This window comes from Enterobacter sp. 3U4 (assembly GCF_057224565.1).
In genome coordinates, this window is sequence record NZ_CP136665.1 from 741095 (window position 1) to 766315 (window position 25221).

A 25221-nucleotide genomic window follows, 5' to 3' on the forward strand; every position below is an offset into this window, starting at 1 on the left:
ATGACAATAACTCCACAACAACTGATCGCGCTGCTACCGCTGCTGATCGTCGGATTGACGGTGGTGGTTGTGATGCTCTCCATTGCGTGGCGACGCAATCACTTCCTGAATGCCACGCTGTCGGTCATCGGCCTGAACGCCGCGTTAGTCTCTCTCTGGTTTGTTGGCCAGGGCGGAGCGATGGACGTCACCCCGCTGATGCGCGTTGACGGTTACGCCATGCTGTATACCGGTCTGGTGCTGCTGGCGAGCCTTGCAACCTGTACCTTTGCGTACCCGTGGCTCGAAGGCTACAACGACAACAAAGAAGAGTTTTACCTGCTGGTTCTGATTGCCGCGCTGGGCGGCATTCTGCTGGCGAATGCGAACCACCTGGCCGCGCTGTTCCTCGGCATTGAGCTGATCTCTCTGCCGCTGTTCGGTCTGATAGGTTACGCCTTCCGCCAGAAGCGCTCGCTGGAAGCAAGCATCAAGTACACCATCCTGTCTGCGGCGGCGTCCTCGTTCCTGCTGTTTGGTATTGCGCTGGTGTACGCACAGTCCGGTAACCTCTCCTTTATGGCGCTCGGCAAGAGCCTCGGTGACGGCATGCTGCATGAGCCGCTGCTGCTGGCGGGTCTGGGCATGATGATTGTTGGCCTTGGCTTCAAACTCTCTCTGGTGCCGTTCCACCTGTGGACGCCAGACGTATACCAGGGCGCTCCGGCTCCGGTGTCGACCTTCCTGGCGACGGCGAGCAAAATCGCCATCTTCGGGGTGGTTATGCGTCTGTTCCTGTACGCACCGGTGGGTGACAGTGAAGCGGTTCGCGTGGTGCTGGGCATTATCGCGTTCGTCTCCATCATCTTCGGTAACCTGATGGCGCTGAGCCAGACCAACATCAAGCGTCTGCTGGGCTACTCGTCTATCTCTCATCTGGGCTACCTGATGGTGGCGCTGATTGCACTGCAGAGCGGTGAGATGTCGATGGAAGCCGTGGGCGTGTATCTGGCCGGCTACCTCTTCAGCAGCCTCGGCGCCTTCGGCGTGGTGAGCCTGATGTCCAGCCCGTACCGTGGTCCGGATGCCGATTCACTGTTCTCTTACCGTGGTCTGTTCTGGCACCGTCCGATCCTGTCCGCGGTGATGACGGTGATGATGCTCTCTCTGGCGGGTATCCCGATGACGCTCGGCTTTATCGGTAAGTTCTACGTGCTGGCCGTCGGTGTGCAGGCGAACCTGTGGTGGCTGACTGCGGGCGTGGTGATCGGTTCCGCGATTGGTCTCTACTACTACCTGCGCGTGGCCGTGAGCCTGTACCTGAGCGCGCCTCAGCAGCTCAACCGCGATGCCCCAACCAACTGGCAGTACAGCGCCGGTGGTATCGTAGTGCTTATCTCCGCGCTGCTGGTGCTGATCTTCGGTATCTATCCGCAGCCGCTGATTGATATCGTGCAGCGAGCAATGCCATTAATGTAAAAACAAAAAACCCGCCTCGGCGGGTTTTTTTATGGTTTGCGCCCTCTCCCTGTGGGAGAGGGATGGGGTGAGGGCACCAGCCCGCACAGGACCTAAGCCAGCTGCTTCCGGCTAATCAACGGCCCGTCAATCTTCTTCATCGAGCGGTCCAGCACTTCCTCAATCACCGACGACAGCTCGTTCAGCTCAAACTTCGCCACATACCCGTCCGCCTTCACCTTGCGAATATGATCTTCGTTGGCGTTGCCGGAAAGGGAAGAGTGGATCACGACAGGAATATCTTTCAGTATCGGGTCGGTTTTGATTTTGCGCGTCAGCGTAAAACCGTCCATCTCCGGCATTTCGAGGTCGGTCAGCACCAGCGCGATCTTATCGGTGATGGGAACTCCCTCAGCCTGCGCCTGCGCGGCCAGCACGCCAATTTTTTCCCACGCCTCTTTGCCGGTGATATGCAGCTGCGCCGGGATCTCCATCGCCTGCAGACCTTTCTCCAGCATCGAGCGCGCCACTTTGGAGTCTTCCGCGACGATGGCCACAGCGCCCGGCTTGATATGGAATTTGGTGGTCTTCAGGTTCGTGGCGTGAAGATCGTGGTTGGCCGGAGTGATGTCATACAGGATCTGCTCAACGTCCAGCACCATCGCCAGATCGTTGGTATCGGTTTTCTCGTCAAGACACGCAATGCTGGTGATGTAGCGACCGCTGACGGCGGTTTCCGCCGCGTGCACCTGCTTCCAGTCCAGACGCATGATGTTCTCAACCGATTCCACGGCAAACGCCTGCACGCTGCGCGCATATTCGGTGATCAGCAGGATGTTCAGCCCGGTGGTGGGCTTACAGCCCGCCACGGCGGCCAGGTCAATCACAGGGATCACCTGATCGCGAATATTCACCATTCCCATCAGCGGTGACTTCATCCCGGCGGGTTTCGTGAACTCCGGCATCGGCACAATTTCACGCAGCTTAAAGACGTTAATGCCAAACAGCTCAGATTTATTTTCGTTCAGAGAGGTGCCAAGACGGAACAGCAACAGTTCAAAACGGTTCGACAGGGTCAGATTCGCCCTGTCATCAATATCTTTCTGGAAATTATCCATTCTACCCTCGAGAGAAATGCTGACCTTTTAATCGTTATCGGCATCCTGAGGGAAAAATGAAGGACTAAACGCTGACCTGAGCGAAATCTTCGGCCAGCTCACATTCCGGGAACAGCGCGCGGCACTCGGCCAGCAGCTTTTCACAGCCCCGCGCGTCGTAGCGCGAGCTGACGTGGGTGACGATTAGCCTCCCGACGCCCGCGTCACGGGCAAGCTGCGCAGCCTGACGCGTGGAGCTGTGGCCCCGGCCGTTGGCTTTCTCTTCCATCGCCGTTTCAAGCGTCGCTTCATGCACCATTACGTCTACGCCCTGGGCCAGCGTGAGCGCCGCCGGGCACGGTGCCGTATCGCCAAAAATCGCCAGCTTCTTGCCGGGCTGTGGCGCGGCGAGATAATCCTGGCCGTTGATGACGCGCCCGTCCTCCAGCGTGACGGTCTCTCCGTGCTTCAGACGCTGGAACAGCGGCCCGGGCTTTACGCCGTCGGCCATCAGCGCGGCGGCGTCCAGCGCGCCGGGTTTGTCATGCGCTTCAATGCGGTAACCATAGCACTCGACAGGATGATTGAGCGGCTGAGCGCTCACCTTATAATCGCCGTCATCGAAAACCAGGCCTTCGCTAATCTCAACGACCTCCAGCGGATAATCCGTCCACGACCCGCTCAGGCGTAGCGTGGTTTCAACAAATTCACGAATACCCTCAGGCCCGTAAATCGTTAGCGGGTTGGCGTTACCGGCCATCGAGCGGCTGCACAGCAGGCCGGGAAGGCCAAACAGATGGTCGCCATGCAGATGGGTGATAAAAATTTTATCCAGCTTGCCGGGGTGATAAGCGGTGTGCAACAGCTGATGCTGCGTCCCTTCACCACAGTCAAACAGCCACAGCCCGCCGCGGGTGGGGTGTTTAAGATCCAGCAGTATCGCCGTCACGTTCCGTGAGCGGGTTGGCACACCCGCGGACGTACCCAGAAAAATCAGTTCCATAACGCAATCAGCCCTTTGCCGAACGGGGAGGGGTTTAGTATAACGTGATGAACCCCAGGAAGGAGACTGACATGATCCAGTGGCAAGATTTACACCATAGTGACCTCACCGTTCATTCACTTTACGCCCTGCTGAAACTGCGCTGCGAAGTGTTTGTGGTTGAACAGACCTGCCCGTATCAGGACATCGACGGAGACGACCTCGTCGGCGAGAACCGCCATATCCTCGGCTGGTGGAATAACGAGCTGGTGGCGTATGCGAGGATTCTGAAAAGCGAAGACGATTTTGAGCCTGTCGTCATTGGCCGCGTCATCATCAGCGGTAGCGCGCGTGGTGAAAAACTGGGCTATCAGCTGATGGAGAAAACGCTCGAGGCATGCCAGAAACAGTGGCCGGACAAGGCGTTATACCTGGGCGCGCAGGCGCACCTGCAGTCGTTCTATGCCCACTTTGGCTTCACGCCGGTAACGGAAGTGTATGACGAAGACGGCATTCCCCACATCGGCATGGCGCGGGAAGCGAAGCAGGCGTAATGGCGAGTCGTTGGCTATAGTTAGCGGACTGGTGTACTAACATGGAGAAAAATATGTCATTTCAATCCTGGGATACCCGTATCGACGACGACCTGGCCTTACTGAGCGAAACGCTGGAAGAGGTGTTACGTTCCTCGGGCGACCCTGCCGATCAGAAATATATTGAGCTAAAAGCCCGCGCCGAGCAGGCGCTGCATGAAGTGAAAAACCGCGTCAGCCATGCGTCTGATACCTACTACTACCGCGCCAAAAAAGCGGTGTATCGTGCCGATGATTACGTGCATGAAAAACCGTGGCAAGGTATTGGCGTGGGCGCTGCCGTAGGGCTGGTGCTGGGGCTGCTGCTGGCCCGACGTTAAGCCGCTTAACCACTCCCTATACGTGGGTACTGCTATTTATTGCCAGTACCCCGTATAATACGAGGTTTTAACAGGGAGAGGTTCGCGTGAATTCAATTTTCCTCGCGCTGGAGCAACTGCGTACCCAGCTTTCGCAAGCGTTACCCGCAGCACCCGGCATACGTCATTTCGACGTCTCTTTCCCGTTAAACGATGCCTTCGATCCTCTCGCCTGGCTTGGCGAGCAGCAGTGCTATCCGCAGTTTTACTGGCAGCAGCGTAACGGCGATGAAGAGCTTGCCGCGCTGGGGGCGGTTATCCCATTTTCATCGCTGGCATTAGCCACGCAGTTTTTGCGCGAGCAAAACGCGGCAGGTGATACCCGCATCTGCGGCCTGAACGCCTTTAATCCGGAGCAGGGCAGCCTCTTTTTACCGCGACTGCTCTGGCGGCGTACCGCCGGCACCGCCACGCTGCGCCTGCAGCTGTGGAGCGATTATTCGCTTCAGGAAGATGCCCACGCCGCGCGGGATTTTTTACAGCAGCTCCGTCCCGCAAGGCCTATCCGCCCGCTGTCCGTTCAGGTTGAGCACGAAACCCATCAGCCGCAGCAGGCCGAATGGCTGAAGCTTATTCGCAGAGCGACTGAGACCATCGCGCGCGGTGACTTTGAAAAGGTGGTTCTCGCCCGGGCAACCGATCTGCAGTTCACACAGCGCGTTAACCCTGTCGCGCTGATGGCGGCCAGCCGCGCCCTGAATTTACACTGCTACCATTTCTGCATGATTTTCGACGCCAGCAACGCGTTTCTTGGCTCGACCCCCGAGCGTCTCTGGCGGCGGCGCGGCAAGCTGCTGCGCACGGAAGCGCTGGCGGGCACCGTTGCCAGCCATACCGATGATAGCCAGGCGCAGCGTCTCGGCGAATGGTTGCTGAACGATGATAAAAACCAGCGTGAGAATATGCTGGTCGTGGAAGATATTTGCCAGCGTCTTCAGCACTATACGCAGACGCTTGAGGTACTGCCCCCTCAGGTGGTGCGCCTGCGTAAAGTGCAGCACTTGCGCCGCTGTATCTGGACCGAGCTCAAACAGGCCGATGATGAGCAGTGTCTGCATATGCTACAGCCGACAGCGGCCGTTGCCGGATTACCCCGACAGCCTGCGCGCGAGTTTATTCAGAAGGTTGAGCCTTTTAACCGCGAATGGTACGCCGGTTCTGCCGGGTATTTATCGCCTGACCAGAGTGAATTTTGCGTGGCGTTGCGCTCCGCTCGCGTCCAGGATGACTCCCTGCGGCTCTATGCCGGTGCCGGCATTGTCAGCGGGTCTGACCCGGAACAGGAGTGGCAGGAGATTGAAAACAAAGCCGCCGGATTGCGCTCTCTGCTCCTAAGGGATTAATACTGAATCGCGCAATCCCGATTCATATCAAAATTCCAATTTTTTCTATTATTTATACTGTGTCGCATTCTTGATACCGGACAATCTCATGTCAGTAAGTTCTTTTAACCGACGCTGGGCGGCGGTGATCCTTGAAGCCCTGACGCGCCATGGCGTCAGGCACGTGTGTATTGCACCGGGCTCTCGCTCAACGCCGCTTACGCTGGCGGCCGCTGAAAACCGGGCGTTGATTCACCACACCCACTTTGATGAGCGTGGTCTTGGGCATCTCGCGCTGGGTCTGGCGAAGGTCAGCAAAGAACCCGTGGCGGTGATTGTCACTTCCGGTACTGCCGTGGCGAACCTCTATCCTGCTCTGATTGAAGCCGGGTTAACCGGTGAAAAGCTTATTTTGCTGACGGCCGATCGTCCCCCAGAGCTTATCGACTGCGGCGCCAATCAGGCCATCCGTCAGCCGGGACTCTTTTCTTCGCATCCTTCGCAGACGATTTCGTTACCCCGTCCCACCCAGGATATCCCGGCAAGCTGGCTGGTCTCCACCGTCGATCACGCCATGGAGACGCTGCGCAGCGGGGCGTTGCATATCAACTGCCCGTTTGCCGAGCCGCTGTACGGCGAGCTGGACGATACGGGTCTTGACTGGCAGCAGTCCCTCGGCGACTGGTGGCAGAGTGAAAAACCGTGGCTGCGCGAGCAGACGCATCTTGAGAGCGCGAAGCAGCGCGACTGGTTCTTCTGGCGGCAGAAGCGCGGCGTGGTTATTGCCGGGCGCATGAGCGCCGCCGAAGGCAAGCTGGTTGCCGAATGGGCGCAAACCCTGGGCTGGCCGCTGATAGGCGACGTACTTTCTCAGACCGGTCAGCCGCTGCCGTGCGCGGATCTCTGGCTGGGTAATGCTAAAGCGGTCACCGAGCTGTCGCAGGCGCAGATTGTGGTCCAGCTTGGATCGAGTTTAACCGGCAAACGATTACTGCAGTGGCAGGCCACCTGCACGCCGGAAGAGTACTGGCTGGTGGACGCGCTGGAAGGGCGGCTTGACCCGGCGCACCACCGCGGTCGTCGTCTCGTCAGCAGTATCGACGCCTGGCTGACGCTTCATCCGGCTGAAAAACGCAAGCCCTGGGCGGTAGCCATCCCGGACCTTTCGCGCCAGGCGTGGGAACTGACCAAAGCGCACTGTGAAGCGTTTAGCGAGGCCGGGCTGGCACACCGTATTCGCCAGTGCCTGCCCGAGCAGGGGCAATTGTTCGTCGGCAACAGCCTGGTGGTGCGCCTGATTGACGCTTTTTCGCAGCTGCCCGCGGGCTACCCGGTGTACAGCAACCGTGGCGCCAGCGGCATCGACGGGCTGATCTCCACGGCGGCGGGCGTGCAGCGAGCCAGCGCGAAATCGACGCTGGCGATTGTAGGCGATCTCTCCGCACTCTACGATCTCAACGCGCTGGCGCTGCTGCGTCAGGCGTCAGCCCCGTTCGTGCTGATTGTGGTCAACAACAACGGCGGGCAGATTTTCTCTCTGCTGCCTACGCCGCAGAGCGAGCGCGAGCGCTTCTATCTGATGCCGCAGAACGTGCATTTCGAACACGCCGCGGCGATGTTCAGACTGAAATATCATCGCCCGGAAAGCTGGGAACAGCTGGATGCCGCGCTCGGTGCGGCCTGGAAACAGCCCGGCGCGACGCTGATTGAGCTGGTGGTGAACGAGGCTGTCGGTGCGCAGACCCTGCAAAGCCTGCTGGCGCAGGTGAGCCAGCTGTGATCCTCTCAGGCGTGCAGCAGGCCGGAAAAGCAGGCTATCCCTGGCTGGTCTTTTTGCACGGTTTTTCCGGAGATTGCCGCGAGTGGCAGGCCGTTGGTGAGCGACTCCGTGACTACCCCCGGCTGTATCTGGATCTGCCGGGTCACGGTGGATCCCGGCACCTTGGTGTCGCGGGCTTTGACGAGATGAGCGCGTTGCTCACCCGAACTCTGATTAGTTACAACATACTTAATTTCTGGCTCATCGGGTACTCCCTCGGCGGCCGCATTGCGATGTTCCATGCCTGCCAGCAGCCAAAGGGGCTGCTGGGCGTGACGGTAGAAGGCGGACATCCAGGCCTGCAGGATGCCGATGCGCGACATGCGCGGCTGGCATCCGACCGCCGTTGGGCAACGCGTTTTCGCAGCGAACCGCTGGAGAAGGTGTTCGCTGACTGGTACCAACAGCCCGTGTTCGCCTCCCTCACGGACGCCCAGCGCGACGCGCTGATTACCCTGCGCAGCCAGAACAGCGGCGCGGCGCTGGCGAAGATGCTCGAGGCGACCTCGCTGGCCGTGCAGCCTGACCTGCGTGCCGCCCTGAGCGCGCGCGATTTCTCTTTTGATTATCTCTATGGCGAACGTGATGAGAAGTTTGCGGCCCTTGCCGCGGAGCTGAACGCCGTCCGTCATGAAATTCCCAACGCCGGACACAACGCCCACCGGGAAAACCCCGATGCGGTTGCGGCAAGTCTGGCTCAGATACTGCGTCTTCGAATAAAGGACACTCTATGATCTACCCTGATGAACACATGCTTTACGCCCCGGTTGAATGGCAGGACTGCTCCGAAGGCTACACCGACATTCGTTACCAAAAGTCCACCGACGGTATTGCCAAAATCACCATCAACCGCCCCCAGGTGCGTAACGCCTTCCGTCCGCTGACCGTGAAAGAGATGATTCAGGCCCTGGCGGATGCGCGCTACGACGATAACATTGGCGTGATTGTCCTGACCGGCGAAGGCGAGAAAGCGTTCTGCTCCGGTGGCGATCAGAAAGTGCGCGGCGACTACGGCGGATACCAGGACGACGCGGGTACGCACCACCTGAACGTCCTCGACTTCCAGCGTCAGATCCGCACCTGTCCAAAACCGGTGGTGGCGATGGTGGCGGGCTACTCCATCGGCGGCGGCCACGTCCTGCACATGATGTGCGACCTGACCATTGCCGCCGAGAACGCCATCTTCGGCCAGACGGGCCCGAAAGTGGGATCCTTCGACGGCGGATGGGGAGCCTCCTACATGGCGCGCATCGTCGGACAGAAAAAAGCCCGCGAAATCTGGTTCCTGTGCCGTCAGTACAACGCGCAGGAAGCGCTGGATATGGGGCTGGTGAACACCGTGGTGCCGCTTGCCGATCTCGAAAAAGAGACCGTGCGCTGGTGCCGTGAAATGCTGCAAAACAGCCCGATGGCGCTGCGCTGCCTGAAGGCCGCGCTCAATGCCGACTGTGACGGTCAGGCGGGTCTGCAGGAGCTGGCGGGTAACGCCACCATGCTGTTCTACATGACCGAAGAGGGTCAGGAAGGGCGCAACGCGTTTAACGAAAAACGCCAGCCGGACTTCAGCAAATACAAACGGAATCCGTAATGCGTCGCGCGCAGGTTTACCGCTGGCAGATACCGATGGACGCGGGCGTGGTGCTGCGTGAACGGCGGTTAAAAACCCGTGACGGCTTCTTCGTGCATCTGCAGCAGGGCGAGCGGGAAGGCTGGGGCGAGATTTCGCCTCTGCCGGGCTTTAGCCTCGAGTCGCTGGATGACGCTCAGACGGCCTTGCTGGCGTGGGCGGACGCGTGGCGCGAGGGTGCGGATCCGGCGCTGCCGGAGGTGCCCTCCGCGGCTTTTGGTATCAGCTGCGCGCTGGCTGAGCTGGATGGTAGCCTGCCGGAAGCGGGGAATTACCGCGCCGCGCCGCTCTGCACGGGCGATCCTGACGAGCTGTTCGCGCTGCTCTCCGCCATGCCGGGGGAGAAGGTGGCGAAAATTAAAGTTGGGCTCTACGAGGCGGTGCGCGACGGCATGGTCGCCAACCTGCTGCTGGAGGCGATTCCCGATCTGCACCTGCGTCTGGACGCCAACCGCGCCTGGACGCCGCTCAAGGCGCAGCAGTTTGCGAAGTACGTCAACCCGGCATACCGCAGCCGCATTGCCTTCCTCGAAGAGCCGTGCAAAACCCGCGACGAGTCGCGCGCGTTTGCCCGCGAAACGGGGATTGCCATCGCCTGGGATGAAAGCCTGCGCGAGGACGATTTTGAATTTGTCGCCGAGCCCGGCGTCAGCGCGGTGGTGATTAAACCGACGCTGACCGGCAGCCTGGCGAAGGTGCGCGAGCAGGTCGCGGCGGTGCACGCCTCAGGGCTGACGGCGGTCATCAGCTCGTCGATTGAGTCCAGCCTTGGGCTAACCCAGCTGGCGCGCATTGCCGCCTGGCTAACGCCGGATACGGTTCCTGGCCTCGACACGCTGAACCTGATGCAGGCTCAGCTTGTCCGCTCGTGGCCGGACAGCGCGCTGCCGTGCCTCGACGTCGCGGCGCTGGAGCCGTTGCGATGAGTTTTAACGACTGGCCGTGGCGACACTGGTGCGCACAGTTTGCCGATAAACCGGCCCTCAGGCTGAACGACGAGGTGCTCAGCTGGCAACAGCTGTGCGCGCGCATCGACAGCCTTGCGGCGGGCTTTCACCGGCAGGGGGTGGAGGAGGGCTGCGGCGTGCTGCTGCAGGCCCATAATCATCCGCAAACCCTGCTGGCGTGGCTGGCGCTGCTCCAGTGCGGGGCGCGTATTCTTCCCGCTAATCCACAGCTGCCGCGCCCGCTGCTGGACGTGCTGCTCCCGCAGATGACGCTGCGCTTTGCGCTGGTGCTGGACGGCAGCTACGACGCTCTTCCTGCCCTGCGCATGCACGAGACAGACGATGCGTATTGCCCAGCGTGGCAACCGGCGCGGCTGGCCTCCATGACGCTGACCTCCGGCTCCACCGGGCTGCCGAAAGCGGCGGTCCATACCTGCGAGGCCCATCTTACGAGCGCGCGCGGCGTTTTGTCGCTGATGCCTTACGGTGAAGACGACGACTGGCTGCTTTCGCTACCGCTGTTCCACGTTTCCGGCCAGGGGATTTTATGGCGCTGGCTGCAGGCCGGCGCGCGGTTAACCGTGCGCGAGAAACAGCCTCTGGAGCAGGCTCTCCGAGGCTGCACACACGCCTCGCTGGTGCCAACCCAGCTCTGGCGTCTGCTTAATGCCCACCAGCCTGTCGCACTGAAAGCGGTACTGCTGGGCGGGGCCGCCATCCCTGTGGAATTGACGCAGCAGGCGCGAGAGCAGGATTTACGCACCTTCTGCGGCTACGGTCTGACCGAGTTTGCCTCTACCGTCTGCGCGAAAGAGGCGGACGGCGAGCCGGACGTGGGCTGTGCGCTGCCGGGCAGAGAGGTGCAGGTCGTTAACGGGGAAGTCTGGATCAGGGCGCAAAGCATGGCCTCAGGCTACTGGCGGGATGGCGAACTGATTCCGCTGACTAACGAGCAGGGATGGTTCGCCACACGCGATCGCGGCGAATGGCATGACGGCCGTCTGACGATCCTTGGCCGCATGGACAACCTCTTTTTTAGCGGCGGAGAAGGGATCCAGCCGGAATCGCTGGAGCGCGTTATCGCCACGCACCCGCAGGTTAACCAGGTGTTTATCGTTCCGCTGGACGACGCTGAATTCGGGCAACGTCCGGTGGCGGTAGTGGAGTGCGAGCCGGGAACGGATATCACCTGTTTACCTGACTGGGTGCGGGATAAGGTGGCGCGTTTTGAGCAACCCGTCCGCTGGCTGCTGTTGCCGACTGAACTCAAAAATGGCGGCATTAAAGTCTCACGTCGCGCGTTGCAGGAGTGGGTCAACGCATCGCTGAAGGGATAACAGCCGTTTCAAATAGTTACAATCTACCGTTCTGCCGCACGCAGAGTGCTTGATCCCCGGAAGACTCCGGTTAAAATCTCGCGGTTTTGGGACTTCTTTATAATAATTGTGTGGGATCACGACAATGAAAAAAGTGGCATTACTGGGCCTCGGCCTGATGGTTGTATCTGCGGCGGCTAACGCCATCAGCATTAACGGCTCGGCGGGTCAGGATTATACCCACCTGGGCTTTGGCATGGGGACCGAGACTTCCGGTCTGGCGATGACCGGCGGCTGGACGCATAACGATGACGACGGCGACGCGGCCAGCCTCGGCCTGGGTCTGAACGTTCCTCTTGGCCCGTTCCTGGCCACCGTCGGCGGTAAAGGTATCTATACCAACCCAAATGACGGTGACGAAGGGTACGCGGCGGCAGTAGGCGGCGGCCTGCAGTGGAAAATTGGCGACAGCTTCGGCCTGTTTGGTGAGTACTACTATTCACCGGATTCCCTCTCAAGCGGTATCGAGAGCTATGAAGAGGCCAACGCCGGCGCGCGCTGGACCATCATGCGTCCGATTACCATCGAAGCGGGCTATCGCTATCTGAACCTGGCCGGCAAAGACGGCAACCGCGACAACGCGCTGGCCGACGGCCCGTACGTGGGCGTCAGCGCAGGCTTCTAATCACTCCGGCGCGGCGTTCTGTCGCGCCAGTTTCTCTCTTCTCCACCCCGCGTTTGCGCTATAGTGTTTTGACCAAATAAGCGGGAGAACATAATGATTAACGTGGAGATGTTATCCACCGGCGACGAAGTGCTGCATGGACAAATTATTGATACCAATGCTGCCTGGCTTGCCGATCTTTTCTTTGAGCAAGGATTACCGTTAACGCGCCGCAATACGGTGGGCGACAATCTTGAGTCACTGGTCGCTATTCTGCGCGAGCGCAGTGAACGCTGTGACGTGCTGATTGTGAACGGTGGGCTCGGCCCCACCAGCGACGATCTCAGCGCCCTGGCCGCCGCGACCGCAAAAGGCGAAGGGCTGGTGCTGCACGAGGCGTGGCTCTCGCAGATGGAGCGCTTTTTCTCCGAACGCGGTCGCGTCATGGCCCCCAGCAACCGCAAACAGGCTGAAATTCCTGCCAGTGCTGAACTGGTCGATAACCCGGTCGGTACCGCGTGCGGGTTTGCCATGCAGCTGAACCGCTGCCTGATGTTCTTCACGCCGGGCGTGCCCTCAGAATTTAAAGTGATGGTCGAGCAGCAGATCCTGCCGCGCCTTCGCGATCGTTTTACCCTGCCGGAACCGCCGCTGTGCCTGCGTCTGACTACTTTTGGCCGCTCGGAAAGCGATCTGGCCCAGAGTCTCGATCACCTTCCGCTGCCGCCGGGCGTGTCCATGGGCTATCGCTCCTCCATGCCGATCATTGAACTTAAGCTGACAGGCCCGGCCGAACAGAAAGAGGCTATGCTGGCTCTGTGGCCCGAGGTACAGCGCGTGGCGGGCGAAAGCCTGATCTTTGAAGGTACGGAAGGGTTGCCCGCACAGATTGCGACGCAGCTGCAGGCGCGTCAGCTCAGCGTGACCTTAAGCGAGCAGTTCACCGGTGGCCTGCTGGCGCTCCAGCTGTCGCGCGTCAACGCGCCGCTGCTGGCGAGCGAAGTGGTGCCGTTCCAGCAGGAGACCCTGGCGCAGACCGCCCGCTGGGCGTCCGAGAGAAGGGTGAAGCATTTTGCCGGTCTGGCGCTGTTTGTCGGCGGGCTGGACGAGGAATACCTTAACTTCGCGCTGGCGACCCCGGAAGGCACCTGGGCCCTGCGGGTAAAAATGAGCATCACCCGCCACAGCCTGGCGGTGCGTCAGGAGGTGTGCGCGATGATGGCGCTGAACATGCTGCGCCGCTGGCTGAATGGCAAAGAGGTGGCCAGCGAGCACGGCTGGATCCATGTGGTCGAGTCGCTGTTCATCGAGTAACGCCTGTGCCGGGGCCTTTCGCCCCGGCCATGTTCACCCGAGCGCCTTTGCCAGCAGCGTAATCGGATGCTCGCAGCGCTTGCTGGTGGACATCTCAATCTGCCACTTGCAGGTTTCGCAGTCCGTCACCACGATATCCGCGCCGCTCTCCTCAATCTGACGGAACAGCGGGGCGCCGATCGCCTGCGACGTTTCATAGTTTTCACGCTTAAAGCCGTAGGTTCCCGCAATCCCGCAGCAGCGCGAGTCCAGCACCGTCAGCTCCAGCCCCGGGATTAACCGCAGCAGCTCCAGCGTATAGAGCGACCAGCCCATCTTCTCCATATGACACGGCGTGTGATACACCACTTTCAGCGGCAATTTCCCCAGCGGCAACGTCTGCCCGCTGTCCAGCTTGCGCCACAGGAAGCGTGTCGCCAGCTCGATGTGCTCGCGCAGGCCTGTGTTGTCCACGTCCAGCAGATGCGGATACTCATCGCGCAGGGTGAAGGTACAGGTGGAAGAGGTCGCCAGCACCGGAATGCCTTTATCGACAATCGCTTCGCGCAGGGAGGTGACATTGCTTTGAGCCTGCCTTCGCGCTTTATCGGTAAACCCGTTTGCAATCAGCGGTACGCCGCAGCACTTCTCTTTGTTCAGTAACTGAACGCCCGTGCCCATGGCGTTTAGCACTTTCAGCAGATCTTTACCCAGCTGCGGGTGGTTGTAATTCACATAGCAGCCGTGGAAAAAGGCCACCTGCTCGTCGTACTGCGCCTGCTCCGCTGCCACGGATTTATACCAGCGGCGGAAGGTGCCGTGAGAATATTTCGGCAGGCTGCGGTGATGGTCTATCTTCAGCGTGGCATCCAGCAGCTGGCGCACCGGTTTGAGGGAGGTCGCGGCATTCACCAGCGGGGCAAACGGTGTAGAGACGCTGCCCATCAGATCGGTATGGCTCAGAATCGCGTCCCGCAGCGACGGCTTTTGCGTGCTGTAGCGCGCCCGGGCGCGCTGGATGATATCGCCGATTTTCACATCCGACGGGCAGGCGACTTCGCAGCGTTTGCAGTTGATGCAGTATTTCAGCGCTTCATCGTACAGCTTGCCGTCCTTCAGGCGCAGACGCTCGCCGTCCGGCCCGGCCTGCTTTGGCCCGGGATAGCGTGGATTCACGCCGCTGACCGGGCAGACGGTGGTACACACCGTGCATTTGATGCAGCTTTCAAAACGGGTGTCGTTCATTGTTCAGCCTCCGTGCGCTGGCTAATCTGCTCTGCCACATACAGCGCCGTGACGGCGCAGACTCCGCCACCGCATCCCTGGGCAATGGGATCGTACCCTCCCAGCAGCGAACCAATGGCAAAAAGATTTCTGACGGGCTTACCGGAAAGCTGCGGATGCAGGTGGTTATCGACAATCACGCCGAACTGCTGCCAGGGCTGCGGCGAGAAGAAATCACTCTGATACCAGTCCGCGCGGGAGGCTCGCTGGCGAACGTCCAGCCCCATAATGGCTTCCCGAATGCCCTCCCGGCTGCTCAGCAGCCCGTTGCTGAAGAAACTGCCGCTTGCCAGCACCGTATAGCGGGCGCGAAGCGGAATATCCTCGTGGTTTCGCGTCCAGATTTCGCTCACCGCGCCGTCCACCAGCGTAATTTTCTTCACCTCATCCCCCGCCATCCACACGCCGCCCTGGGCAACAAACTGGCGCTGGAGCTGGGTGTGCAGGCGGATGCCGGGTACCGACGGGGGCAGCGTCGGCAGCAGGCCGAGCGAGCAGGGCAGACGATCCGAGAGCCAGCGCCAGAGCCGGTTATCGCGTAAACCGAAGCAGGCGGGCATCAGCAGGGCGTCACAGCTGTCGCTAAGCGGCCTGAGGGCGTCATACAGCAGCGGCCATTTCTCTTCGTTATCCAGAAAACGGGCGATATTCACCGCGCGAAACTCGCTCGGGTTATCGCGCAGGACATCCAGCTCAGGCAGTTCTATCTCAGCCGTTTCGGCATTGATCCCCTGGCGGCAAAGTGACGCCGCCGCGAGATGGGGCTGGAAATCCAGAAAGCCACTAATCCCTACCACCCGCACGCGTCCCGTGCGAATGGGGGCAACGGGCACCTCCTCCGGGCTGAGCCACGCGGAACGCAGCGTGCCAAGCGGCGTAACGCGCTGGTGATTGAGCCGGGCGCTTCCCTGCAGACGTGCGCCGCAGTCCGCCAGCAGCGCTTCGGTCTCCAGCGCAAAGCGGTCAATATGCTGCGCGCCAATCAGGTGATACGGGTGCTCCGGCGGCAGCTTATCGCGGTACGCTTCGTCTATCAGATCCAGCGAGCCCGACGAGAAGTGCAGGGCGCTCTGGCCCCGGGTGATAATGGCGCAGCGCAGACCCTGCTTCGTGAGCCTGATGCCGCAGAGCAGGCCCGCCAGCCCGCCGCCGACAATCACGGTATCAAATTTCATCGCGTTGCTCCTTCTCAAGACCGCAAAGCCCCTGGTAGACCCAGCGGGTAAATTCGCTTTCGCGCAGCGCATCGCCCCAGGCGACGGGCTGAATGCCTTTCCAGCGCTCGTTTAAAAACGCGCTGAGCTGATCGAGCGACTGGGTGGCGGTGGTAGTGTGAAAGCGCTGCAATAATCCAGCGGCACGACAGGCGCACAGCTCGCCCTGACAGGTCCCCATTCCAACGCGGGTGCGGCGGCGGAGATCGAGCAGGCTGGTGACCGTCAGATTCTCCACCGCGTACTGCACCTCACCGGCGGTGACGGCTTCGCACTCGCACACCAGGCTGCGGCTCAGTCGTCCTTCACCAAGCCACGGTGGCGTTCTGTCGCCGTGGCGGTAAATAGCGGACCCGCGCAGCGGCGCGGGCAGGGAGATGATTTTTTGCAGCGTTTTTTCGGTGGACTGCCGCGATCCCGGGAGCGGCTGTTCTGCCGTCACGCACGGCTCGGTATTGCCTAGCTTGCGGCAGACGGCATCGGTCGCCCACTCGGCCATCAGGCGGTAGGTCATCAGCTTGCCGCCGGTGATGGTGATAAACCCGTCCATGCCGTCGCGCGCGGCGTGATCGAGCAGCACGATGCCCCGGCTGACGTTACGTCCGCTCGGATCGTTGTCGCTGGCGACCAGCGGACGCACGCCCGCGTAGGCGCGAAGAATACGCGTCTGGGCCATCACCGGCGCCAGTTTTTCCCCTTCGCGCAGCAGGATATCCACCTCTTCAGCCGTGACGCGGTTGTAGTCAATCTCGCTGTAGTCCACGTGGGTTGAGGTCGTCCCGATTAACGAAATGGTATCTCCCGGCACGAGGATATCGGCGTCAGACGGTTTGCGGCAGCGGTTGATCACGTGGTTATTAATGCGGTGGTCGAGGATCAGCAGCGAGCCTTTCGCCGGGAACATGCGCACCGACAGGTCAGCGTATTCCGCAATCCGTTGCCCCCAGATGCCCGCCGCGTTGACCACCACGGTGGCATACAGCTCGCTGTGTTCATTGTATTGCGCATTAAAAAGCCGCACGCCGCAGATGCGGTGGCCTTCGCGGATAAGACCGGTCACTTCGTGCCCGGTGAGGATATGCGCGCCATGCTCCCGGGCGTCCAGCATGTTGGCGGCGGTCAGGCGGAACGGGTCGACGGTGCCGTCAGGGACTTTTACCGCGCCGATAAGCGCCGGGTTAACCGACGGTTCCAGCCGCCGCGCCAGCGCCGGATCCATGGCCTCAGCCTGGATGCCTGCTACAGTGCAGGCGGTAATAAAGGTGTCCTGAAAAGCGAGATCATCTTCGGGAAGGGTAATAAAGAGGCCGTCGGTCGGCTCAATGCAGTGGCGGGCGATACGCTTGAGAATCTGGTTTTCAGCAATACATTCGCGCGCGGATTCCGCGTCGGTGACCGCATACCGGGCGCCGCTGTGCAGCAGGCCGTGGTTACGTCCGGTAGCGCCCGTGGCGATATCATGGCGTTCCAGAAGCGTGACGCTTAAGCCGCGAAGGGCGCAGTCGCGCGCGATCCCGGCGCCGGTTGCGCCACCACCAATGATTATCACATCACTATAACGAGGATCGTGACTGGTCATTGTTTACCCTCTATGTTCGTTTTTTATCATTTAGCCATATTAATTTTGTGGTTTGTTTGATTTCGAACATAAACGCGCGGAATTCGAAAGTGAAACGTGATTTCATGCGCTTTTTTGCGCATTCTGTCATATTTCTGTAACAATCTGTGCGTTGATTCACAGTAACAATCACCGTGATTTCTTAACATCCCCGCCTCTGGAATTCAGGTGCGAGCCACCTGCTCATTCATTTCAAGGCCACGGAGGCTGTTATGCTCAGTATCTTCAAACCTGCGCCCCACAGGGCGCGTCTGCCAGAGGCAGAAATAGATCCGCTCTATCGCCGCCTGCGTTGGCAAATCTTCCTGGGGATCTTCTTCGGGTACGCGGCGTACTACCTTGTACGTAAAAACTTCGCGCTCGCCATGCCGTATCTGGTGGAGCAGGGCTTTTCCCGAGGCGATCTGGGGTTCGCGCTGTCGGGGATCTCCATCGCCTACGGTTTTTCCAAATTCATCATGGGCTCCGTGTCGGATCGCTCGAATCCGCGAGTGTTCCTGCCCGCCGGTCTGATCCTGGCGGCCGCGGTCATGCTATTCATGGGCTTTGTGCCGTGGGCTACCTCCAGCATTGCCATCATGTTCGTGCTGCTGTTCCTCTGCGGCTGGTTCCAGGGAATGGGGTGGCCGCCGTGCGGGCGTACCATGGTGCACTGGTGGTCGCAGAAAGAGCGCGGCGGCATCGTGTCGGTGTGGAATTGCGCCCATAACGTGGGCGGCGGTATTCCGCCGCTGCTGTTCCTGCTGGGGATGGCCTGGTTCAACGACTGGCATGCGGCGCTCTATATGCCTGCCTTTGGCGCCATCGTCGTGGCGATTTTCGCTTTCGCCCTGATGCGCGATACGCCGCAGTCCTGCGGCCTGCCGCCGATTGAAGAGTACAAAAACGACTATCCGGATGATTACAGCAAGGAGCATGAAGAGGAGCTGACCGCAAAACAGATCTTCATGAAGTACGTGCTGCCGAACAAGCTGCTGTGGTACATCGCGGTCGCGAACGTGTTCGTTTACCTGCTGCGCTACGGCATCCTCGACTGGTCGCCAACCTACCTGAAAGAGGTGAAGCACTTCGCGCTGGATAAATCCTCCTGGGCCTATTTCCTGTATGAATACGCCGGGATCCCAGGCACGCTGCTTTGCGGCTGGATGTCGGACAAAGTGTTTAAAGGTAACCGCGGCGCGACGGGCGTGTTCTTTATGACTCTGGTGACCATTGCTACCGTGGTGTACTGGCTCAACCCGCCGGGCAACCCATCAGTAGATATGGCCTGCATGATCGTCATCGGCTTCCTGATTTACGGTCCGGTGATGCTGATCGGTCTGCATGCCCTGGAGCTGGCGCCGAAAAAAGCGGCGGGCACGGCGGCGGGCTTTACCGGCCTGTTCGGCTACCTCGGCGGTTCGGTTGCGGCGAGCGCCATCGTGGGCTACACCGTTGACTTCTTCGGCTGGGACGGCGGCTTTATGGTTATGATCGGCGGTAGCGTGCTGGCGGTACTGCTGCTGATTGTTGTGATGATCGGTGAGAAACGTCACCACGCGGAAGTGCTGGCACGTCGTCAATAAGGAGCTTTGCGATGAAATTAACTCAGTTAGCGACAGGCCTGCTGCTGGCGGGCCTGATGACCGGGTCCGCGCTGGCGGCGGATAAAATTGTTATTGCCCACCGCGGCGCGAGCGGCTATCTGCCGGAGCATACGCTGCCGGCGAAGGCGATGGCCTATGCGCAGGGCGCGGATTACCTGGAGCAGGATCTGGTGATGACGAAGGACGACCAGCTGGTCGTCCTGCACGATCACTATCTTGACCGCGTGACGGACGTGGCGGAGCGTTTCCCGGACCGCGCCCGTAAAGATGGGCGCTTCTATGCCATCGACTTCACGCTGGCGGAGATCCGCTCTCTGAAGTTTACCGAAGGCTTCGAGATTGAAAACGGTAAGAAGGTGCAGGTCTATCCGGGACGTTTCCCGATGGGCAAATCTGACTTCCGCATTCATACCTTCCAGGAAGAGATTGAGTTTGTTCAGGGGCTGAACCACTCCACCGGTAAAAACATCGGCATCTACCCGGAAATCAAAGCGCCGTGGTTCCACCATCAGGAAGGGAAGGACATTGCCGCGAAGACGCTGGAGGTGCTGAAACAGTACGGCTACACCAGCAAGAAGGACAAGGTCTACCTGCAGTGTTTTGATGCCGCCGAGCTGAAGCGCATCAAAACCGAGCTGGAGCCGAAGATGGGGATGGATCTCAATCTGGTACAGCTGATTGCCTACACCGACTGGAATGAAACCCAGGAGAAGCAGCCGGACGGGAAGTGGGTTAACTACAACTACGACTGGATGTTTAAGCCGGGGGCGATGAAGCAGATTGCGCAGTATGCCGACGGCATCGGGCCGGATTATCACATGCTGGTGGCGGAGGGCTCAGCGCCGGGCCACGTGAAGCTGACGGCGATGGTGAAAGAGGCGCATGCCAGCAGGATGCAGGTGCATCCGTATACGGTGCGTGCCGACCAGCTGCCGCCGTATGCCACGGATGTGAATCAGCTTTATGAGGTGTTGTATAACCAGGCGGGCGTGGACGGACTGTTTACGGATTTCCCGGATAAAGCGGTCGAATTCATTCACCGGAAGTAGGTTTGGCAGGTCGGGTAAGGCGAAGCCGCCACCCGACAATCAGGCTCTGCGGCCTGATGCCCTCACCCTAACCCTCTCCCACCGGGAGAGGGGATACGGACAACATTACATCTCGATCTCTATATCGCCTTTTGCCCGGCAGCAGCAGGGCAAAATTTCCCCTTCGTTGATAAAGGCCAGCGGTTCGGTCAGCCAGTCCACCTGGCCGGCGACCAGACGGCAGCGGCAGGAGCCGCAGTAGCCCGAACGACACTGGTACTCTACTTCTACCTGATGCGCCTCAAGCGCCACAAGCAGAGAAGGATGCTCTTCCCGACACAGCACCTCAGTGCCGGAAAGACTTAACGTGACGCGTGACATCAGAGCTGGAAGTTGCTCAGGTCGTCGGTGTTGACTTCAGAATCAATCTGACCGACCAGATAAGAGCTGACTTCCACTTCCTGCGGCGCAACCTGCACGTTATCGGACACCAGCCAGGTGTTGATCCACGGAATCGGGTTAGAGCGCGTCTGGAACGGCAGATCGAGACCGACAGCCTGCATGCGGATGTTGGTGATGTACTCAACGTACTGGCACAGAATATCTTTGTTCAGGCCAATCATGGAGCCGTCGCGGAACAGGTAGTCTGCCCACTCTTTCTCCTGCTGAGCGGCTAGCACGAACAGGTCGTAGCACTCCTGCTTGCACTCTTCAGCGATTTCCGCCATCTCCGGATCGTCCGTACCGCTGCGCAGCAGGTTCAGCATGTGCTGGGTGCCGGTCAGGTGCAGGGCTTCATCACGGGCAATCAGACGGATGATTTTGGCGTTGCCTTCCATCAGCTTGCGCTCGGCAAAGGCGAAGGAGCAGGCGAAGCTGACGTAGAAGCGGATCGCTTCCAGCGCGTTGACGCTCATCAGGCACAGGTACAGCTGCTTTTTCAGCGCGCGCAGGTTCACGGTGATGGTTTTACCATCCACGTGGTGGGTGCCTTCGCCCAGCAGGTGCCAGTAGCTGGTCATCTCGATCAGCTCGTCGTAGTAATGGGCGATGCCTTCCGCGCGCTTCTGGATCTGCTCGTTGGTGACGATATCGTCAAACACCACCGCCGGATCGTTCACGATGTTGCGGATAATGTGCGTATAAGAGCGGGAGTGGATCGTCTCGGAGAACGCCCAGGTTTCCACCCACGTTTCCAGCTCTGGAATCGAGATCAGCGGCAGCAGCGCCACGTTCGGGCTACGGCCCTGAATGGAGTCCAGCAGCGTCTGGTACTTCAGGTTGCTGATGAAGATATGTTTTTCATGATCCGGCAGCGACTGGTAGTCAATACGGTCGCGGGAGACGTCCACTTCTTCCGGACGCCAGAAGAAGGAGAGTTGCTTTTCAATCAGCTTTTCGAAGATGTCATATTTTTGCTGATCGTAGCGTGCCACGTTGACCGGCTGGCCGAAGAACATCGGCTCTTTGAGCTGGTCGTTTTTCGTCTGTGAAAAGGTGGTATATGCCATTGCGGTGAGTCCTGTTGAGATTTTATTGCCCGGCGGCACTGCGTTTGCCGGGCCTACAAAACCGTAGGCCGGGTAAGCGTAGCGCCACCCGGCGAAGTGCTTAGATCTTACATGCGCCGCTTTCGCAGCCATCGTCCTGAATTGACGGTACCAGGTCATCCTGCGCGTCTTCCGCACCATCACGGGTGTTGTGATAGTACAGGGTTTTCACGCCAAATTTGTAGGCTGTGAGCAGGTCTTTCAGCAATTGCTGCATCGGAACCTTGCCTGACGGGAAGCGCGTCGGGTCATAGTTGGTATTGGCAGAGATCGACTGGTCGATAAACTTCTGCATGATACCCACCAGCTGCAGGTAGCCGTCGTTGTTTGGCATTTCCCACAGCAGCTCGTAGTTGTCACCCAGCGTCTCGTAATCCGGTACAACCTGACGCAGCACGCCGTCTTTCGAGGCTTTGATGCTGACGTGGCCGCGCGGTGGCTCAATACCGTTGGTGGCGTTAGAGATCTGCGAAGAGGTCTCAGACGGCATCAGGGCAGAGAGGGTGGAGTTACGCAGACCGTGAGTCTTGATGGACTCGCGCAGGCCTTCCCAGTCGAGATGCAGCGGCTCGCTGACGATCGCATCCAGGTCTTTCTTGTAGGTGTCGATCGGCAGAATGCCTTTCGCGTAGGTGGTTTCGTTAAACCACGGGCACGCGCCTTGCTCTTTCGCCAGCTCGTTGGACGCTTTCATCAGGTAGTACTGAATGGCTTCGAACGTCTGGTGCGTCAGGTTATTAGCGCTGCCGTCGGAATAACGCTTGCCGTTTTTCGCCAGCCAGTAGGCGAAGTTGATCACGCCAATACCCAGGGTACGGCGGCCCATCGCACCGCGTTTTGCTGCCGGGATTGGGTAATCCTGGTAATCCAGCAGGGCGTCGAGCGCACGAACTGCCAGCACGGCCAGCCCTTCCAGCTCGTCCAGGCTCTTAATTGCGCCCAGGTTGAACGCAGACAGCGTACACAGCGCGATTTCGCCGTTTTCGTCATTCACGTCTTCCAGCGGCTTGGTTGGCAGGGCGATCTCCAGGCACAGGTTAGACTGGCGCACTGGCGCAACCACCGGGTCAAACGGGCTGTGGGTGTTGCAGTGGTCAACGTTCTGGATGTAGATACGGCCGGTAGAGGCACGTTCCTGCATCATCAGGGAGAACAGATCGACCGCCTTTACGCGCTGCTTGCGGATGCTGTCGTCTTTTTCGTATTTAGTGTACAGACGCTCGAACTCGTCCTGATCGGCGAAGAACGCGTCATACAGGCCCGGGACGTCGGACGGGCTGAACAGGGTGATGTCTTCGCCCTTCAGCAGACGGGTGTACATCAGCTTGTTGATCTGCACGCCGTAGTCCATGTGGCGCACGCGGTTGCCTTCGACACCACGGTTGTTTTTCAGGACCAGCAGGCTTTCCACTTCCAGGTGCCACATCGGATAGAACAGGGTCGCAGCGCCGCCGCGCACGCCGCCCTGAGAGCAGGATTTTACTGCCGTCTGGAAGTGCTTATAGAACGGGATACAGCCGGTGTGGAACGCTTCACCGCCGCGAATCGGGCTGCCCAGGGCACGGATACGTCCGGCGTTGATGCCGATACCGGCGCGCTGGGAAACGTATTTCACAATGGCGCTGGAGGTGGCGTTGATGGAATCCAGGCTGTCACCACACTCGATCAGCACGCAGGAGCTGAACTGACGGGTAGGGGTACGCACGCCAGACATGATTGGCGTAGGCAGAGAAATCTTGAACGTTGATACCGCATCGTAGAAACGCTTCACGTAATCCAGACGGGTATCACGCGGGTAGTTTGAGAACAGGCAGGCAGCCACCAGAATGTAGAGGAACTGGGCGCTTTCGTAGATCTCACCGGTTACACGGTTCTGAACCAGGTATTTGCCTTCGAGCTGCTTCACCGCCGCATAGGAGAAGTTCATGTCGCGCCAGTGATCGATAAACCCGTTCATCTGCTCGAACTCTTCTTCCGTATAGTCTTCCAGCAGATGCGTGTCGTATTTGCCCAGCTCAACCATTTTCACCACGTGATCGTAAAGCTTCGGCGGCTCAAACTGGCCGTAGGCTTTTTTACGCAGGTGGAAAATCGCCAGACGTGCAGCGAGGTACTGATAATCCGGTGCTTCGCGGGAGATGAGGTCTGCCGCTGCTTTAATGATCGTTTCGTGGATATCAGACGTTTTGATGCCGTCGTAGAACTGAATGTGAGAACGCAGTTCAACCTGGGAGATAGATACGTTGTTCAGTCCTTCTGCTGCCCAGTCGAGAACTCGATGGATTTTGTCCAGATTGATACGCTCGGTAGTACCGTCGCGCTTTGTCACCAGCAGACTCTGATTCATGTGGGTTTTACCTGTCCGTGAAATAAAAAATATCCCCCGCTTATCCACAGATCCGTCTTGTGACTAACTCTGTGGATAAATACTACATATAGGGGGTTTGCGATAAGAAAAACGCTATATGGTGAGTATTCTAGTATCGAATCTTTTCAGCACAAGGGTTGATTTTGACGTTAAATTGAGGTTGTGAAAGGGTAAAAAAGGCTAAGTCCTCGTACCGTAAGGCCTGGAAGACATGTCAATAATTAAGAAAAAAAATTCAAAATTTGATCGAGTGCTGATTTCTTCAACGAGAGGTCAGAATTGCGCAACATGGTGTCGCGCAATCTTTATAAGAATAACGAATGACGTTAGTCGTTTTTGGCGGTTGTGTGCAACATATAGTTAACATCAACGCCCGGTGCGAGTTTGAATTTATTGGTCAGCGGATTGTAGTGCAGGCCGGTGATGTGCTGCTCTTTGAGCCACGTCTGGTCAACCCAGCTTAACAGCTCCGCAGGCTTGATGAATTTCTTCACGTCGTGCGTGCCTTTCGGCACCATGCGCAGCACATACTCCGCGCCGACGACGGCCATCAGCCAGGCTTTAGCGTTGCGGTTGAGGGTTGAGAAGAAGACCTGGCCGCCCGGTTTCACCAGTTTTGCACAGGCGTGCACCACGGACTGCGGATCGGGAACGTGTTCCAGCATCTCCATGCAGGTCACCACATCGTACTGATGGGCATGTTTTGCCGCGTGTTCTTCCACGGTTTCCTGCACGTAGTCTACCTGTATGCCGGACTCCAGCGCGTGAAGACGGGCAACCTGCAGCGGTTCAAAGCCCATATCCAGGCCCGTGACGTTCGCCCCTTCGCGCGCCATGCTTTCCGCCAGGATACCGCCGCCGCAGCCCACATCGAGCACTTTTTTACCGAACAGACCGCCGGAACGCTCCGCGATATAGCCCAGACGCAGCGGGTTAATACGGTGCAGCGGTTTGAACTCACCTTCGAGATCCCACCAGCGGGACGCCACCGCTTCAAATTTGGCAATCTCTTCGTGGTCAACGTTGTGAGCCACCGGGGATTTTTCGGCATTCATGGGCGCTTTTACTCCTTATTTAGCAAGACGAATGAGTATATCAGGCAATCCCCGTGAATAAA

The 25221-nt window shown here is 59.1% G+C and carries 22 protein-coding genes; 13 read left to right on the forward strand and 9 right to left on the reverse strand.

The genetic code is table 11. The features are described from left to right. The gene (gene nuoN / locus RVY89_RS03555; protein ID WP_044597877.1) at nucleotides 1-1458 is read left to right on the forward strand and encodes an NADH-quinone oxidoreductase subunit NuoN; all 1458 of its coding nucleotides are present in this window, start codon (nucleotides 1-3) and stop codon (nucleotides 1456-1458) included. Between the two features lie 92 nt (nucleotides 1459-1550). Here the strand turns inward: nuoN and RVY89_RS03560 are convergent, their stop codons facing one another. Continuing rightward, a complete protein-coding gene (locus RVY89_RS03560; RefSeq protein ID WP_058841552.1) occupies nucleotides 1551-2555 on the reverse strand; it encodes a chemotaxis protein in 1005 nt (334 codons plus the stop codon). Between the two features lie 64 nt (nucleotides 2556-2619). Continuing rightward, a complete protein-coding gene (gene rbn, locus RVY89_RS03565) occupies nucleotides 2620-3537 on the reverse strand; it encodes a ribonuclease BN (RefSeq protein ID WP_484826913.1) in 918 nt (305 codons plus the stop codon). Between the two features lie 71 nt (nucleotides 3538-3608). On the opposite strand from rbn, the gene RVY89_RS03570 reads away from it, so the two are divergent. The 10 genes from RVY89_RS03570 (at nucleotide 3609) to RVY89_RS03615 (ending at nucleotide 13477) form a co-directional block, all read left to right on the forward strand. Next, on the forward strand, nucleotides 3609-4070 hold the full coding sequence (locus RVY89_RS03570) for a GNAT family N-acetyltransferase (RefSeq protein ID WP_484826914.1): 462 nt from the start codon (nucleotides 3609-3611) through the stop codon (nucleotides 4068-4070). 53 nt (nucleotides 4071-4123) lie between these two features. Further along, nucleotides 4124-4429, forward strand: coding sequence for a stress response protein ElaB (elaB, locus tag RVY89_RS03575; protein ID WP_008500219.1), 306 nt, complete (start codon nucleotides 4124-4126; stop codon nucleotides 4427-4429). Between the two features lie 86 nt (nucleotides 4430-4515). Further along, nucleotides 4516-5811: an isochorismate synthase MenF gene (gene menF, locus RVY89_RS03580; protein ID WP_484826915.1), complete on the forward strand. Its 1296-nt coding sequence runs from the start codon at nucleotides 4516-4518 to the stop codon at nucleotides 5809-5811. An 88-nt stretch (nucleotides 5812-5899) separates the two neighbouring features. Continuing rightward, nucleotides 5900-7570: a 2-succinyl-5-enolpyruvyl-6-hydroxy-3-cyclohexene-1-carboxylic-acid synthase gene (gene menD / locus RVY89_RS03585; protein WP_484826916.1), complete on the forward strand. Its 1671-nt coding sequence runs from the start codon at nucleotides 5900-5902 to the stop codon at nucleotides 7568-7570. Then, nucleotides 7567-8343: a 2-succinyl-6-hydroxy-2,4-cyclohexadiene-1-carboxylate synthase gene (menH, locus tag RVY89_RS03590; RefSeq protein ID WP_484826917.1), complete on the forward strand. Its 777-nt coding sequence runs from the start codon at nucleotides 7567-7569 to the stop codon at nucleotides 8341-8343. Before menD ends, menH begins: the two co-directional genes overlap by 4 nt. Beyond that, nucleotides 8340-9197 carry a 1,4-dihydroxy-2-naphthoyl-CoA synthase gene (menB, locus tag RVY89_RS03595; protein ID WP_484826918.1) on the forward strand — a complete coding sequence of 286 codons (858 nt, stop codon included), beginning with the start codon at nucleotides 8340-8342 and terminating at the stop codon, nucleotides 9195-9197. The genes menH and menB overlap by 4 nt, the downstream gene beginning before the upstream one ends. Then, on the forward strand, nucleotides 9197-10162 hold the full coding sequence (gene menC, locus RVY89_RS03600; protein ID WP_484826919.1) for an o-succinylbenzoate synthase: 966 nt from the start codon (nucleotides 9197-9199) through the stop codon (nucleotides 10160-10162). Before menB ends, menC begins: the two co-directional genes overlap by 1 nt. Beyond that, on the forward strand, nucleotides 10159-11520 hold the full coding sequence (menE, locus tag RVY89_RS03605; RefSeq protein WP_484826920.1) for an o-succinylbenzoate--CoA ligase: 1362 nt from the start codon (nucleotides 10159-10161) through the stop codon (nucleotides 11518-11520). The genes menC and menE overlap by 4 nt, the downstream gene beginning before the upstream one ends. Before the next feature lie 124 nt (nucleotides 11521-11644). Continuing rightward, on the forward strand, nucleotides 11645-12184 hold the full coding sequence (locus RVY89_RS03610; protein ID WP_257260627.1) for a YfaZ family outer membrane protein: 540 nt from the start codon (nucleotides 11645-11647) through the stop codon (nucleotides 12182-12184). Between the two features lie 93 nt (nucleotides 12185-12277). Beyond that, entirely contained in the window at nucleotides 12278-13477 is a 1200-nt protein-coding gene (locus tag RVY89_RS03615; RefSeq protein WP_484826921.1) for a nicotinamide mononucleotide deamidase-related protein YfaY, read from the forward strand. A gap of 33 nt (nucleotides 13478-13510) precedes the next feature. Here RVY89_RS03615 and glpC read toward each other — a convergent pair whose 3' ends face one another. Genes glpC through glpA form a run of 3 tightly spaced genes read right to left on the reverse strand, consistent with a single transcriptional unit; the run spans nucleotide 13511 to nucleotide 17533 of the window. Beyond that, nucleotides 13511-14701 (reverse strand): anaerobic glycerol-3-phosphate dehydrogenase subunit GlpC, encoded by a 1191-nt coding sequence (gene glpC, locus RVY89_RS03620; RefSeq protein ID WP_371897324.1) that lies wholly within the window; start codon nucleotides 14699-14701, stop codon nucleotides 13511-13513. After that, nucleotides 14698-15915, reverse strand: a complete 1218-nt coding sequence (gene glpB / locus RVY89_RS03625; protein WP_484826922.1) for a glycerol-3-phosphate dehydrogenase subunit GlpB — start codon at nucleotides 15913-15915, stop codon at nucleotides 14698-14700. Before glpB ends, glpC begins: the two co-directional genes overlap by 4 nt. Continuing rightward, a complete protein-coding gene (glpA, locus tag RVY89_RS03630; RefSeq protein ID WP_484826923.1) occupies nucleotides 15905-17533 on the reverse strand; it encodes an anaerobic glycerol-3-phosphate dehydrogenase subunit A in 1629 nt (542 codons plus the stop codon). Before glpA ends, glpB begins: the two co-directional genes overlap by 11 nt. Before the next feature lie 251 nt (nucleotides 17534-17784). Between glpA and glpT the strand changes: the two genes are divergently transcribed. Together glpT and glpQ are read left to right on the forward strand one after the other, a co-directional pair. Beyond that, nucleotides 17785-19137 (forward strand): glycerol-3-phosphate transporter, encoded by a 1353-nt coding sequence (gene glpT / locus RVY89_RS03635; RefSeq protein WP_024908206.1) that lies wholly within the window; start codon nucleotides 17785-17787, stop codon nucleotides 19135-19137. An 11-nt stretch (nucleotides 19138-19148) separates the two neighbouring features. After that, the gene (gene glpQ, locus RVY89_RS03640; RefSeq protein WP_484826924.1) at nucleotides 19149-20207 is read left to right on the forward strand and encodes a glycerophosphodiester phosphodiesterase; all 1059 of its coding nucleotides are present in this window, start codon (nucleotides 19149-19151) and stop codon (nucleotides 20205-20207) included. Nucleotides 20208-20312: 105 nt separating this feature from the next. On the opposite strand, the gene yfaE is transcribed toward glpQ, so the two are convergent. The 4 genes from yfaE to ubiG form a co-directional block, all read right to left on the reverse strand. Continuing rightward, nucleotides 20313-20567, reverse strand: a complete 255-nt coding sequence (yfaE, locus tag RVY89_RS03645) for a class I ribonucleotide reductase maintenance protein YfaE (protein ID WP_008500234.1) — start codon at nucleotides 20565-20567, stop codon at nucleotides 20313-20315. Next, nucleotides 20567-21697: a class Ia ribonucleoside-diphosphate reductase subunit beta gene (nrdB, locus tag RVY89_RS03650; protein WP_111965288.1), complete on the reverse strand. Its 1131-nt coding sequence runs from the start codon at nucleotides 21695-21697 to the stop codon at nucleotides 20567-20569. The genes yfaE and nrdB overlap by 1 nt, the downstream gene beginning before the upstream one ends. A 100-nt stretch (nucleotides 21698-21797) precedes the next feature. Beyond that, on the reverse strand, nucleotides 21798-24083 hold the full coding sequence (gene nrdA / locus RVY89_RS03655) for a class 1a ribonucleoside-diphosphate reductase subunit alpha (protein WP_484826925.1): 2286 nt from the start codon (nucleotides 24081-24083) through the stop codon (nucleotides 21798-21800). Nucleotides 24084-24430: 347 nt separating this feature from the next. Continuing rightward, nucleotides 24431-25159, reverse strand: coding sequence for a bifunctional 2-polyprenyl-6-hydroxyphenol methylase/3-demethylubiquinol 3-O-methyltransferase UbiG (ubiG, locus tag RVY89_RS03660; RefSeq protein WP_045908709.1), 729 nt, complete (start codon nucleotides 25157-25159; stop codon nucleotides 24431-24433). Nucleotides 25160-25221: the final 62 nt, after the last annotated feature.